The 13181-nt window shown below is 76.5% G+C and carries 11 protein-coding genes and 1 riboswitch; of the genes, 9 read left to right on the top strand and 2 right to left on the bottom strand.

Annotated features, from left to right (window positions below):
* Positions 1–51 precede the first annotated feature (51 nt).
* Positions 52–1398 carry a glycosyltransferase family 4 protein gene (locus AC07D6_RS02210; RefSeq protein ID WP_315878715.1) on the bottom strand — a complete coding sequence of 449 codons (1347 nt, stop codon included), beginning with the start codon at positions 1396–1398 and terminating at the stop codon, positions 52–54.
* A gap of 242 nt (positions 1399–1640) precedes the next feature.
* Between AC07D6_RS02210 and AC07D6_RS02205 the strand changes: the two genes are divergently transcribed.
* The 9 genes from AC07D6_RS02205 to AC07D6_RS02165 all read left to right on the top strand — a co-directional run bounded on the left by AC07D6_RS02205 (position 1641) and on the right by AC07D6_RS02165 (position 10297).
* Entirely contained in the window at positions 1641–2267 is a 627-nt protein-coding gene (locus tag AC07D6_RS02205) for a TetR family transcriptional regulator (RefSeq protein WP_479041236.1), read from the top strand.
* 41 nt (positions 2268–2308) lie between these two features.
* Positions 2309–2377, top strand: a riboswitch (cobalamin riboswitch).
* A gap of 126 nt (positions 2378–2503) precedes the next feature.
* A complete protein-coding gene (locus AC07D6_RS02200) occupies positions 2504–3835 on the top strand; it encodes a prenyltransferase/squalene oxidase repeat-containing protein (RefSeq protein ID WP_479041235.1) in 1332 nt (443 codons plus the stop codon).
* Complete coding sequence (locus tag AC07D6_RS02195) at positions 3832–4533, top strand: SCO2322 family protein (RefSeq protein WP_479041233.1); 702 nt, start codon at positions 3832–3834, stop codon at positions 4531–4533. Before AC07D6_RS02200 ends, AC07D6_RS02195 begins: the two co-directional genes overlap by 4 nt.
* Positions 4530–5624, top strand: coding sequence for an energy-coupling factor transporter transmembrane protein EcfT (locus tag AC07D6_RS02190; protein ID WP_479041231.1), 1095 nt, complete (start codon positions 4530–4532; stop codon positions 5622–5624). The genes AC07D6_RS02195 and AC07D6_RS02190 overlap by 4 nt, the downstream gene beginning before the upstream one ends.
* A 9-nt stretch (positions 5625–5633) precedes the next feature.
* Positions 5634–7400, top strand: a complete 1767-nt coding sequence (locus AC07D6_RS02185; RefSeq protein ID WP_479041229.1) for an ABC transporter ATP-binding protein — start codon at positions 5634–5636, stop codon at positions 7398–7400.
* Complete coding sequence (locus AC07D6_RS02180; RefSeq protein WP_479041227.1) at positions 7397–8233, top strand: ECF transporter S component; 837 nt, start codon at positions 7397–7399, stop codon at positions 8231–8233. The genes AC07D6_RS02185 and AC07D6_RS02180 overlap by 4 nt, the downstream gene beginning before the upstream one ends.
* 341 nt (positions 8234–8574) lie before the next feature.
* Positions 8575–8982 carry an aggregation-promoting factor C-terminal-like domain-containing protein gene (locus AC07D6_RS02175; protein WP_479041225.1) on the top strand — a complete coding sequence of 136 codons (408 nt, stop codon included), beginning with the start codon at positions 8575–8577 and terminating at the stop codon, positions 8980–8982.
* 122 nt (positions 8983–9104) lie between these two features.
* Entirely contained in the window at positions 9105–9791 is a 687-nt protein-coding gene (locus AC07D6_RS02170) for an O-methyltransferase (RefSeq protein ID WP_479041223.1), read from the top strand.
* A gap of 38 nt (positions 9792–9829) precedes the next feature.
* A complete protein-coding gene (locus AC07D6_RS02165) occupies positions 9830–10297 on the top strand; it encodes a GNAT family N-acetyltransferase (protein ID WP_391653583.1) in 468 nt (155 codons plus the stop codon).
* A 202-nt stretch (positions 10298–10499) separates the two neighbouring features.
* Here AC07D6_RS02165 and AC07D6_RS02160 read toward each other — a convergent pair whose 3' ends face one another.
* Positions 10500–12548 (bottom strand): DHA2 family efflux MFS transporter permease subunit, encoded by a 2049-nt coding sequence (locus AC07D6_RS02160; protein WP_315878725.1) that lies wholly within the window; start codon positions 12546–12548, stop codon positions 10500–10502.
* Positions 12549–13181: the final 633 nt, after the last annotated feature.

Below are 13181 nucleotides of genomic sequence, written 5' to 3'. Positions count from 1 at the left end.
GCCTGCTTTCACGGTCCGTGGCGGGGGACGGGGGTGCGGGGGGCGGGGGCGTCATCGGCGCGCTCCGTGCGCGGCGACGGCCTCGCGGTAGTGGTCCGCGGTGCCCTGCGCGGCGCGGGCCCAGGTGAAGCGGTCCAGGACCCGGGCGCGCCCGGCGGCGCCGAGGCGGGCGCGCAGCGCGGTGCCGTCGGGGCCGAGGAGGCGGCCGAGCGCGGCGGCCAGGGCGCCGGCGTCGCCGGGCGGCACGGCCAGGCACGTCTCGCCGTCCGGTCCGGCGACCTCCGGGATGGCGCCGCCGGTCGTGGCGACCAGGGGCGTGCCGGTGGCCATGGCCTCGGCGGCGGGCAGCGAGAACCCCTCGTACAGGGAGGGGACGCAGGCGACCTGGGCGCTGCGCACGAGGTCGACGAGTTCGGCGTCGCCGATGCCCTTGACGAACCGGACGGCGCCGTCGAGGCCGTACCGCTCGATGGCGCGGGCGACGGGGCCGTCCTCGGCGCGCTTGCCGACGACGACGAGGTGCGCGCCGGGGACCTCGGTGCGCAGCTTGGCGAGCGCCTCGACCAGGTGCACGAGGCCCTTGAGGGGCACGTCGGCGCTGGAGGTGGTGACGATCCGGCCGGGGACCTCGGCGACGGACGGGTCCGGGGACCACAGGTCCGTGTCGGCGCCGATGGGGACGACGTGGACGCGGTCGGGGCGCACGCCGAGGTGGTCGACGATCTCCTGGCGGGAGGAGCCGGAGACGGTGAGGACGGACGGCAGGCGGCGCGCGACGCGCTTCTGCATGCGCGTGAAGGCGTACCAGCGGCGCACGGAGGCGCGGCGCTTCCAGTCGCGGGCGGCGTCCAGCTCCAGTTGCCGGTCGACGGTGACGGGGTGGTGGATCGTGGTGACCAGCGGCGCGCCGAGCGGGGCGAGGAGCCCGTAGCCGAGGGTCTGGTTGTCGTGGACCACGTCGAAGTCGCCGCGGCGGGCGGCCAGCAGGCGCCGGGCGCGCAGGGAGAACGTGAGCGGCTCGGGGAAGCCGCCGGTCCACATGGTGGCGACCTCCAGGGCGTCGATCCAGTCGCGGTACTCGTCGCGCCGGGGGGTGCGGAACGGGTCGGGCTGCCGGTACAGGTCGAGGCTGGGCAGCTCGGTGAGCGTGACGCTCCCCTCCCCCGTCCGGGAGCCGTCCCCTCCGCCGACCGCGTCGAGGACCGGGTACGGCTGGGATCCGATCACCTCGACGGTGTGGCCGAGGCGGGCCAGCTCGCGGGAGAGGTGCCGTACGTAGACGCCCTGGCCGCCGCAGAACGGGTTTCCCTTGTACGTGAGGAGGGCGATGCGCAGCGGGCCTTCCCCACCGGCTGCTGCGCCCGCCCGGGGGCCTGCTGCTACGGCCTCAGCGGTCACTCGCGGCCCCTTCCATCCCTGCGCTCCGGCGGAGCGTAACCGGTCGCGCTAATCTAGAACAAGTTTCAGAGTTGGTCGTTCTCGGGCGCTCGGAGGAGCTTCGAATCTACCGGCAGGTAGCGCCCCTGTGAGGACCGGAACAGGTGATTCGCGCCACGGCGGGGGCCGGGCCATACTGTCGCGCACCACGGCACGGAACACGACGGCGCGGAAACGTCCGACGCACGGATCGACGGGGACCTATGACAGTGGAAGGCAGGCCGGGGTCACCGCCCCTGACCGCGCGGCAGGAGGCGCGCCGCCGCCGCATCCTCCACGCCAGCGCGCGGCTGGCGGGCCGCGGCGGCTTCGACGCCGTGCAGATGCGGGAGGTCGCGGAGGCGGCGGAGGTCGCCCTGGGCACGCTGTACCGCTACTTCCCCTCCAAGGTCCACCTGCTGGTCGCCACGATGCAGGACCAGCTCGACGCCCTCCACGCGACGCTGCGCAGGCGGCCCCCGGCCGGGGAGAGCGCCGCGGAGCGGGTCGCCGAGACGCTGATGCGGGCGTTTCGCGCGCTGCAGCGGGAGCCGCAGTTGGCGGACGCGATGGTGCGGGCGCTGACGTTCGCCGACCGGAGCGTGAGCGCGGAGGTGGACACCGTGTCGCGGCGGACGACGACCATCATCCTGGACGCCATGCGGCTGGAGCACCCGACGCCGCAGCAGCTCGCGGCGGTCCGCGTCATCGAGCACACCTGGCACTCGGCGCTGGTCACCTGGCTGTCCGGGCGGGCGTCGATCGCGCAGGTGCGGCTGGACATCGAGACGGCGTGCCGGCTGATCGACGGCCCCGAGGCGGCCGGGGAGCGCCCTCGGGCCGCCAGGTGACCCGCGGGTAGAGTGTGCCCGTCGTTTCATGCCCGTACGGGGGGAAGCCGGTGCGAATCCGGCGCTGACCCCGCAGCCGTGAGCCGCCCCGCGCGGCGAGCCGGAATGCCTCGTCACGGGTCTGACCGGCTCGCGTCCCCGGGAACGGCCCGGTGACCGGCACCGTCGAGGAGTACGGAGCCGAGCCTGGTGCCCCCGCGCGCCGGTGTCCGGCCCCGGAGGAGAGGCACCCCGCCATGACCATCGTTCGCCGCGGCGCCACGGCACTCGCCGCCACCGCCGTGCTGCTCGCGGTCGGCGCCGGGGCAGTGGCCCCCGCCGCGCTCGCCGCGCCGTCCCCCGCGCCGTCCGACGCCGCGTCGTCCCCCGCCGCCCCGTCCGCCGCGCCGTCCCCCGTGTCGTCGTCGCCCGCGGCCCCCGCCCTGCCGGCCGGCCTGTACGGCACCGCGGACCCCGCCTACGACGGGGTGTGGCGGCAGTCGCTGGCGTTCCTCGCCCAGCAGTCGGTCGGCGTCGAGCCCGCCGGGCAGGCCGTGGCGTGGCTCCTCGGCCAGCAGTGCGCGGGCGGCGGGTTCCCGTCCTTCCGCGCCGACACGGACCGGCCCTGCCCGGCCGACCTGCCCCTCGACACCAACGCGACCGCCGTCGCCCTGCACGCGCTGAAGGGCGTCGACAGCCACCCGGAGAAGACCGGCGGGGCCCGCGGGACCGCCGTGGCGTGGCTGAAGCAGGTGCAGAACCCGGACGGCGGCTGGGGCTACAACCCCGGCTCCCCCAGCGACGCCAACTCCACCTCCCTCGTCATCAGCGCCCTCGCCGGCACCGGCGAGGAGCCCGGCCGGTTCCGGACCGCCGCGGGCAAGACCCCGTACGACGCGCTGCTCACGTTCGCGCTGCCCTGCTCCGCCGGGCAGGGCGGCGGCGCCTTCGCCTACCAGCCGGAGAAGGACGGCACCCTCCGTCCCAACGGCGACGCCACCGCGGCCGCCGTCCTCGCCGGGCTCGGCAAGCACGCGCTGGTCCGCGGCGCCACCCCCAACCAGCGTCCCACCTGCGAGGACGCCGCGAAGCCCACTCCGGAGCGGGCCGCCCGCAACGGCGCCGCGTACCTGGCGGACGCCCTGGCGGGGACCGGCCACCTCACCCTGCCGCCCCTGCCCGGCGCGACCGCCCCCGCCGACCAGCCCGACGTGGGCAACACCGCCGACGCCGTCCTCGCCCTCGCCGCCGCCGGGCACCGCGACGCGGCGGACGCCGGGATCGCGTGGCTGGAGGAGAACTCGGCCGCGTGGGCCAAGGACGGCGGCCCCGCCGCGTACGCCCAGCTCGTCCTCGCCGCGCACACGGCCGGGGCCGACCCGCGCGACTTCGGCGGCGCCGACCTCGTCCGGCAGCTCAACGCGACCGGCCCGAAGCCCGCGTCGACGCCCGAGACCCACGAGCGGCAGGAGGCCGGGGAGGAGCGGGAGGAGTCCGGCTTCCCGGTCTGGCTGATCGTCGCGGTGTTCCTCGTCGCCGGTGTCGGCGTCGGCTTCCTGCTCAGCGGGCGCGGGAAGCGGCGGCCGTGACGGGCCCCACGCGCGCGTACCGGCGGTTCCGGGCGCTCGCGGTCTGCCTGGCCGCGCTCGCCGCCGTGCCGGCCGTGCCCGGCACGGCGCACGCGGCCGGCTACCGGTACTGGTCGTTCTGGGAGGGCGGCCGGGACGGCGCGTGGGCGTACGCCACGCAGGGCCCGGCCACCGTCCGGCCCGACGACGGCGCCGTCCACGGCTACCGGTTCGCGGTCAGCGCCGACAGCCGGGACGCCGACCGGCCGCGCCTCGCCCCCGACTTCGCCGCGATCTGCGCGGGCACCCGGCCCGAGGAGGGCACCAAGCGGGTCGCGCTCGTCCTCGACTTCGGCACCGCCGCCGACGCCCCGCCGGGCGGGACCCCGCCCGCGCGGCGCACCGCCTGCGCGCGCGTGCGTCCCGACGCGACCGGCGCGGACGCCCTCGCCGCCGTGGCCGCGCCGCTGCGGTACAGCAGCCAGGCGCTGCTGTGCGCCATCGCCGGCTACCCGGAGCGGGGCTGCGGGGAACAGGTGGACACCGCGGCGGCCGGCCGGCCGTCGCCCGCCCCGGCGACGTCACCGTCCGCGACGGCCGCGCCCGGCGCCGCCCCCGGCGGCCGGGGCGCGTCGCTGGGCCTGTACGCCGGGGCCGCCGCCGTCCTGGCGCTCGGCGCCGCCGCCCTCGTACGGGCGCGTCGGCACGGCCGCCGATGAGGCTGCGCGCTCCCGAGGCGCACCGCTCCAACGCCGTGCCCGCGGGCGCCTGGTGGCTCTGGGCGCTCGGCCTGGCCGTCGCCGCGTCCCGCACCACCAACCCGCTGCTGCTCGGCCTGGTCGTCGGCGTCGCCGGGTACGTGGTCGCCGCGCGCCGCACCGACGCGCCCTGGGCCCGCTCGTACGGCGCGTTCCTCAAGCTGGGCCTGGCCGTCCTGGTGGTCCGGGTGCTGTTCTCCACGCTGCTCGGCTCGCCCGTCCCCGGCACGCACGTGCTGGTCACGCTGCCCGAGGTGCCGCTGCCCGAGTGGGCGCGGGGCGTGCGGATCGGCGGCCGGGTCACCGCCGAGCAACTGGTGTTCGCCCTGTACGACGGGGCGAAGCTGGCGGCGATGCTGGTGTGCGTGGGCGCCGCGAACGCCCTCGCCGACCCGGCGCGGCTGCTGAAGTCGCTGCCGGGCGCGCTGTACGAGGCCGGGGTCGCCGTGGTCGTCGCGATGACGTTCGCGCCGAACCTGGTCGCGGACGTGGCCCGGCTGCGGACCGCCCGGCGGCTGCGCGGTCGCCCCGCGGGCGGGGTGCGGGCGGTCCTCCAGATCGGGCTGCCGGTCCTGGAGGGGGCGCTGGAGCGGTCGGTGGCGGTGGCCGCGTCGATGGACGCGCGCGGGTACGGGCGCACCGCGGCCGTCCCGCCCGCCGTGCGGCACACGACGACCGCGCTGACGCTGGGCGGCCTGCTGGGCGTGTGCGCGGGCACGTACGGGCTGCTCGCCGTGGAGGGCGCCGGGTACGGCGTGCCGCTGCTCGCCGGGGGCGCCGCGGCGGCGCTGGCCGGGCTGTGGCTGGGCGGCCGGCGCACGCCCCGCACCCGCTACCGGCCCGACCGGTGGGGGCCCCGGGCGTGGCTGGTCGCCGGGGCGGGGATCGCGGTGGCCGCCCTGGTCGTGTGGGCCTCCGCCGGGCCGGCCGGGGACGCGCTGCGGCCGGGCGTCACCCCGCTGGCGGCGCCCCGGCTGCCGCTGTGGCCCGCCCTGTCCGTGCTGGTGGGCCTCCTGCCGGCGTTCGTCGCGCCCGTACCGAAAGACCGCTGAGGAGCCCTGGTGATCCGCTTCGAGAACGTCACGGTGACCTACGAGGGCTCCGCCGGGCCGGCCGTGCGGGACGTGGACCTGGCCGTCCCGGAGGGCGAGCTGGTCCTGCTCGTCGGCCCGTCCGGCGCCGGCAAGTCGACCCTGCTGGGCGCCGTGTCGGGGCTCGTCCCGCACTTCACGGGCGGCACGCTGCGGGGCCGGGTGACGGTCGGCGGGCGCGACACGCGCACGCACCGGCCGCGCGAGCTGGCCGACGTGGTCGGGACGGTGGGCCAGGACCCGTCCGCGCACTTCGTCACCGACGTCGTCGAGGACGAGCTGGCGTACGGCATGGAGTCGCTGGGCCTGCCGCCCGGGGTGATGCGGCGCCGCGTCGAGGAGACCCTGGACCTGCTGGGCCTCGCCGACCTGCGGGACCGGCCCCTCGCGACCCTGTCGGGCGGGCAGCGGCAGCGCGTGGCGATCGGCTCGGTCCTCACCGCGCACCCGAAGGTCCTCGTGCTGGACGAGCCGACGTCCGCCCTGGACCCGGTCGCCGCCGAGGAGGTCCTGGCCGTCCTCCAGCGCCTCGTGCACGACCTCGGCACGACGGTCCTGATGGCCGAGCACCGGCTGGAGCGGGTGGTGCAGTACGCGGACCGGGTGGTGCTGCTGCGGGAGCCCGGCGCGCCCCTGGTGGCGGGGGCGCCGGCGGAGGTGATGCGGGTGTCGCCCGTGCACCCGCCGGTGGTCGCCCTGTCCCGGCTCGCCGGCTGGACCCCGCCGGCCCTCACCGTCCGCGAGGCCCGCCGGCGGGCGGAGCCGCTGCGCGAGCGCCTGGCGTCCCGGGTACCGGCGCCAGTGCCCGGCGGGCCGACGGCGTCCCCGGGCCCCGTACCACCGGCGTCCCCGGGTCCCGTACCGCCCGCCCGGCCCGCTCCCGCCGGGGCGCGGGCCCGCCGCGGGGGCGGCCCGGCTCCGTCCTGGTGGCCGTTTCGCCGCCGCGCCGAGGAGGGCCGTCCGGCGCCCGGGGGCACCAGCGCCGGCCCGGACCTCGCCCGCGTGGACGGGCTCGTCGTCACGCGGGGGCGCGTGGAGGCGCTGCGGGGCGTCGCCCTCGGGGTCGGCCCCGGGGAGACCGTCGCCCTCATGGGCCGCAACGGGGCCGGCAAGTCCACCCTGCTCGGCGCCCTCGCGGGCATGGTCGCCCCCTCCTCCGGCCGCGTCCTCGTGGGGGGCCGCGTCCCGCACCGCACCCCGCCCGCGGAACTGATCCGCGAGGTCGGCCTGGTCCCGCAGGAGCCGCGCGACCTGCTGTACGCGGACACGGTCGCCGCCGAGTGCGCGGCGGCCGACGCGGACGCCGGCGCCGAACCGGGCACCTGCCGCGCGCTGGTGGCGGAGCTGCTGCCGGGCGTACCGGACGGCACGCACCCGCGGGACCTGTCGGAGGGGCAGCGCCTGACCCTGGCCCTGGCCGTGGTGCTGACCGGCCGCCCCGGCCTGCTGCTGCTCGACGAGCCGACCCGGGGCCTGGACTACGCGGCGAAGGCGCGCCTCGTGGAGGTGCTGCGGCGCCTCGCCGCCGACGGGCACGCGATCGTGATGGCCACGCACGACGTGGAGCTGGCGGCGGAGCTGGCGCACCGGGTGGTGGTCCTCGCCGACGGGGAGGTCGTCGCCGACGGGCCGACCCACGAGGTCGTCGTGGCGTCCCCGGCGTTCGCCCCGCAGGTCGCGAAGGTGCTGGCCCCGCAGCCGTGGCTGACGGTCGCGCAGGTGGAGGCGGCGCTGTGACGGCGCGTCCCGTGCGGCTGGGCCCGCGCTCGGTCGCCGCGCTGGTCCTGATCAGCGCCGTCGGGGTGGCCGCGTTCGGCTGGCCGCTGCTGGCGGACGGCGCGTCCGGCCTGGCGGAGGCGCACGCGGGGGCCGCGCCGTGGCTGTTCGCGGCGCTGCTGCCGCTGCTCGTCGGAGTGGTCGTGGCGACGATCGCCGACTCGGGCATGGACGCGAAGGCCGTCGCGATGCTGGGCGTGCTGGCGGCGGTGGGCGCCGCGCTGCGGCCGCTGGGCGCGGGGACGGCGGGCCTGGAGCCGATGTTCTTCCTCATGGTGCTGAGCGGCCGGGTGCTGGGGCCGGGCTTCGGGTTCGTGCTGGGCGCCGTGACGATGTTCGCGTCGGCGCTGCTGACCGGCGGGGTCGGGCCGTGGATGCCGTACCAGATGCTGTCGATGGCGTGGTTCACGATGGGCGCCGGGCTGCTGCCGGCCGCGGACCGGCTGCGGGGCCGGGGCGAGCTGCTGGTGCTGGCGGCGTACGGGGCGGTGGCGTCGTTCGCGTACGGGACGGCGATGAACCTGCAGGGGTGGGTGCTGGCGCTGCCGGAGGGGTCGAGCGGGATCGCCTTCCACGCGGGCGAGCCGGTCCACGAGAACCTCGTGCGGTTCGCGGCGTACTGCCTGGCCACCTCCATGGGCTGGGACCTGGGGCGGGCGGCGCTGACGGCGGTGCTGACGCTGACCATCGGATCGATGGTCCTGAAGGCCCTCCGGCGTGCGACTCGACGGGCGGCGTTCGAGGCCCAGGTCACATTCGAAGGGGACGAAAACCCTCATCCGGGGCATTTCTGAGTGATGTGGGTCACATTGCCCACGTCACATACGACCCCCGTTAGTGGACTTCCCGGGGGTCCGGAAGGCGGCCCGCCCGCTCGTCGCGACCTGCGCCGACCGCCGCCGGACGGGCCGCGCCGCGGGGACGGGTCTCCGGTCGTGCCTCGTACAAGGGGGGCTTTGCCATAGCCCGCCGATCTTGCTTTGGTGGATGACGTCGCCGGGCACCGACGGCGGCGCGATCGCCTCGCGGTCCCGCCGAAGTGCCCTCTGGCAAGCCTCTTGAGCCCCCGGGTACCCCCGGTCCGGTTCCAGCATGCCCGCGGCAACCCTGTCCCCGACGTGAGGTCCCTTACGACGTGTTCCGCTCCATCTCCAGCCGTTTCTCCGTCCGCAACAAGTCCGTCGCCGCCGCCGCCACCGTGCTGCTGGGCGCCTCGGGCGCGATGATGGCGGTGACGACCCCGGCCTCGGCCGCGACCGGCTCGGCGCAGGCCGTCGCCCAGAAGATGATCCCGTCCGGCCAGTACCAGTGCTTCAGCAAGATCGTCGAGCACGAGTCCGGCTGGAACCCCACCGCCACCAACGCCTCGTCCGGCGCGTACGGCCTGGTCCAGGCCCTGCCCGGGTCGAAGATGGCGTCCGCGGGGTCGGACTGGAAGACCAACCCGGCCACCCAGATCGAGTGGGGCCTGGACTACATGAACGACCGTTACGGCAGCCCGTGCGGCGCCTGGCAGTTCTGGCAGACCAACCACTGGTACTGAGCCGCCGCCCCCGCGGCCGCTCCCCCGGCGGAAGCCCCCGGTGACCACGTTCACCGGGGGCTCCGCCGTGTCCGCGCGGAATCCCGCCGCACCGGCGGCGGATGTCGGCTAGGTTCCCGATCATGACCCAGAACGCTCAGGACCCCCAGGCGCGCTGGAGCGCCGTCGACGCGTACGTCACCGACCTGCTCGCCCCCGCCGACGAGGCGCTGACCGCCGCGCTCGCCGCGAGCGACGAGGCGGGCCTGCCGCAGATAGCGGTCGCCCCCAACCAGGGCAAGCTGCTGCACCTGCTGGCCCGTGTCCAGGGCGCCCGCACGATCCTGGAGATCGGCACGCTCGGCGGGTACAGCTCCATCTGGCTGGCCCGGGCGCTGCCGCCGGAGGGCAGGCTGATCTCGCTGGAGTACGACCCCGCGCACGCCGAGGTCGCCCGGCTCAACCTGGCCGGGGCCGGTCTCGACGCGGTGGCCGAGGTCCGCACGGGCGCCGCCCTGGACACGCTGCCGGAGCTGGAGGCGGAGGGCGCCGGCCCCTTCGACCTGGTCTTCGTCGACGCCGACAAGAAGAACAACCCGCGCTACGTGGAGTGGGCGCTGCGCCTGACCCGCCCGGGCAGCGTGATCGTCGTCGACAACGTGGTGCGCGGCGGCAGGGTCGTCGACGGGGAGACCGCCGACGAGGCGGTCCGCGGCACGCGCGAGATGTTCGACCTCGTCGCGCGCGACCCCCGGCTGGACGCGACGGCGTTCCAGACGGTCGGCGTGAAGGGCTACGACGGGATGCTCGTCGCCCGGGTGGTGTCCTGAAGGCCGTGCCGACGACGGACCCGGCCGCGCACTGGGAGATACGCCCCGAGCGGTACGACACGGCCGACGCGACCGCGTTGCGCCGCGACTACTACGGCGACGTGGCCGGCCGCTACTGGCGCCGCCCCGCCACGCCCCGGGAGGTCGACGAGGGGCTGGCCGGCGACGGCGTGGAGGCCCTGGAGCCGCCGACCGGCCGGTTCCTGGTGGGCCGGTACGGCGGGCGGCCGGCGGCCTGCGGCGGGGTGCTGCTGCTGGACGCCGGGCGGGCGGAGCTGACCCGGGTCTTCGTCCGCCGCGCGTTCCGCGGCACGGGCGGCGCCGGGCTGCTGCTGACCGCCCTGGAGGCCGCCGCCACGGAGCTGGGCGCGCGGCGCACGGTGCTCAACACGCGCCTGGACCTGGTGGAGGCCCGCGCCCTGTACGTCCGCCACGGCTACCGGGAGATCCCGGCGTACTGCGAGGGCCCGTACATGGAGGTCTGGTACGGCAAGGAGCTGACCTGACCCCGGCGCGGGACCGCCCCGGCCCTCGGCCCCCCGGTCCCGCGCCGGCCCCCGGTCCCGTGCCGACCTCCGGGTCCACACCGTGCCGGCCATCGGGTCCGCGCCGATCTCCGGGTCCGCGCCGCGCCGGGCACCGGTCCACACCGTGCCGGCCCCCGGGTCCGCGCCGCACCGCACCGGTCGCCGGGTGTGCGGCGGCCTCCTAGGTCCGGTGGTTCGGGGGTGGTGGCCCGGCCCCCGGGTGCTCCCGGTCCGAGCCGCACAGCTCGGCGGTCAGCTCCCGCACGAGCTGGTTGAGGTCGGTGGGCCGGTCCGGCCCCCACCAGTCGCCGAGCAGCTCCGCGAGGGACTCCTCGCGGGCGCGCGCCAGCCGGGTCGCCGCCTCCACGCCCCGGTCGGTGAGGATCATCTGGAGGCCCTCGCGGCGGGCCAGCCCCCGCTCCTCCACCTGCCGGGACGCGTCCGTGACGGCCCTGAGCGGCACGGACGCGGCCTCGGCGAGCCGCCCCGGCTCCACGGTCCCGTGGCGGCGGATGCGCAGCAGCAGCCAACTGGCCGCGGGCAGCAGGTCCATCCCCGCGCGGGCGGTGATCCTCTCGTACACGGCCTTGCGGCCCTCGCGGGAGCCGAGCACGGACAGGGCGCGGGCGACCTCGTCGTACGACGAGCGCTCGACGGGGTTGGAGGCGAGGGTCTCGCTCGGGTCGGGCGCGGTCACGGAGCCGCGGAGCTGGTCCTCGCGCAGGAACCAGGCGAGGGCGAAGGCCAGCAGGACGATCGGCGACGCGTACAGGAAGACGTCCGTGATGGAGGTGGAGTACGCGTCGAGCGCGACCGGGCGCAGGGCGGGCGGCAGCTCGGTGATGGCGCGCGGGTCGGCGGAGATCGTGTGCGCGTCGGCGCCGGGCGGGACGTCCTGGCCGGCGAGGGCGTCGGCCAGCTTGCCGGTGAGGCGGTTGGTGAAGATCGTGCCGAAGACGGCCACGCCGAAGGAGGCGCCGATGGAGCGGAAGAAGGTGGCGCCGGAGGTGGCGACGCCCAGGTCCTCGTAGCCGACGGCGTTCTGCGCGACCAGCACCAGGACCTGCATGACGAGGCCGAGTCCGGCGCCGAAGACGAAGAAGTACACGCTCATCTCCCACGTGGGGCTGGTCATCTGCAGCCGGTGGAGGAGGAGCAGGCCCACGGTGGTGATCGCGGTGCCGAGGATGGGGAAGACCTTCCACCGGCCGGTGCGGCTGACGATCTGCCCGGACACGGTGGAGGTGAGCAGCATGCCGACCACCATCGGCAGCATGTGGACGCCGGACATGGTGGGGCTGATGTGCTGCACGACCTGGAGGAAGGTCGGCAGGTAGGTCATGGCGCCGAACATCGCGAAGCCGATGACGAAGCTGATGGCGGAGACGAGCGTGAAGGTGCGGATCCGGAACAGCCGCAGCGGCAGGACGGGCTCGGCGGCGCGCCGCTCGGCGTACACGAACGCCACGAGCAGCACGGCGCCGAGGGCGGCGAGGCCGATGATCCGGGCGGAGCCCCACGGCCAGGTGGTGCCGCCGAGGGAGGCGACGAGCACCAGGCAGGTGGCGACCGAGGCGATCAGGAACGTGCCGAGGTAGTCGATGGTGTGGGGGGTGCGGCGGACCGGGATGTGCAGGGCGGCGGCGATGACGAAGAGGGCGACGATCCCCACGGGCACGTTGATGTAGAACACCCAGCGCCAGGTGAGGTGTTCGGTGAAGACACCGCCGAGGAGCGGCCCGAGGACGCTGGTCGCGCCGAAGACGGCACCGAAGATCCCCTGGTAGCGGCCGCGGTCCCGGGGCGGGACGAGGTCGCCGACGATCGCCATGGACAGCACCATGAGCCCGCCGCCGCCCAGGCCCTGCACGGCGCGGTAGGCGATGAGCTGCGGCATGTCCTGCGCGATGCCGCACAGCACGGAGCCGAGGAGGAAGATGACGATGGCCGTCTGGAAGAGTTTCTTGCGTCCGTACTGGTCGCCGAGCTTGCCCCACAGGGGCGTGGCGGCGGTGGAGGCGAGCATGTAGGCGGTGACGACCCACGACAGGTGGTCCATGCCGCCGAGCTCGCTGACGATCGTCGGCAGGGCGGTCGACACGATCGTCTGGTCGAGCGCGGCGAGCAGCATGCCCAGCAGCAGCGCCCCGATGGGCACCAGGACCGTGCGCCGGTTGTACCCCGTTCCGGGGGCGGGGCTGGTGGTCGGGGTGCCGACTGGCCGCGTCATGGGCGCCTCCCTCACTGTCTCCGTCTCCCCCTCCATCGTGGGCGTTCCGGCCCGTTATGGCCTGCCGAGAACGGTCGGGGATGTCGGGAGGGTCACTCCGGGCTGCATAATCGCTGCCAGTTCCCGGGGGCGGGATCCAGTCAGCAGGACTTCTAGGGGAGGGACCCACAGTGGCCGGAACGGTCTGTCCTGAGTGCGGCACGCCCGCGGCGCCGCGGGGTGCCGGCTGCGCCTGCGGCGGGGTGGAGGGCAGCGGGCCGGCGCCGGGCGCCTTCGACCCCCTGCGGATTCGCCCGTACGTGAACCTCCAGTCGCCGCCCGAGCCCGTGGACCCGCGCCCGGCGGCCGGTGCGGTGCCGGGCGCGGGGGCGCCGCTCCCGCCGGAGGGGGCCCGCGGGGGCCGGGGGACGGAGCCGGACGTGGAGTCCACGGCACCGCTGTACCTCGGGACCGGGACCGGAGCCGGTCCGACGGCGGGCCCGCCGCCCGCGGACGGGGCATCGGGCCCGGGGGCGCCGCTCCCGCCGGAGGCGGCCTACGGGGGCCGGGGGACGGAGCCGGACGTGGAGTCCACGGCACCGCTGTACCTCGGGACCGGGACCGGAGCCGGTCCGGCGGCGGGCCCGCCGCCCG

The sequence above is a fragment of the Streptomyces sp. NPDC045287 genome (assembly GCF_056432325.1).
The sequence above is the reverse complement of the archived record's forward strand: the minus strand, read 5'-3'. Positions and strand labels throughout refer to the sequence as shown.

Excerpts from the sequence above, each read along its gene's own strand:
- AC07D6_RS02205 (WP_479041236.1), top strand. The coding sequence starts at position 1,641 with ATGACAGTGGAAGGCAGGCCGGGGTCACCGCCCCTGACCGCGCGGCAG.
- AC07D6_RS02190 (WP_479041231.1), top strand. The coding sequence starts at position 4,530 with ATGAGGCTGCGCGCTCCCGAGGCGCACCGCTCCAACGCCGTGCCCGCG.
- AC07D6_RS02170 (WP_479041223.1), top strand. The coding sequence starts at position 9,105 with ATGACCCAGAACGCTCAGGACCCCCAGGCGCGCTGGAGCGCCGTCGAC.
- AC07D6_RS02160 (WP_315878725.1), bottom strand. The coding sequence starts at position 12,548 with ATGACGCGGCCAGTCGGCACCCCGACCACCAGCCCCGCCCCCGGAACG.
- AC07D6_RS02200 (WP_479041235.1), top strand. The coding sequence starts at position 2,504 with ATGACCATCGTTCGCCGCGGCGCCACGGCACTCGCCGCCACCGCCGTG.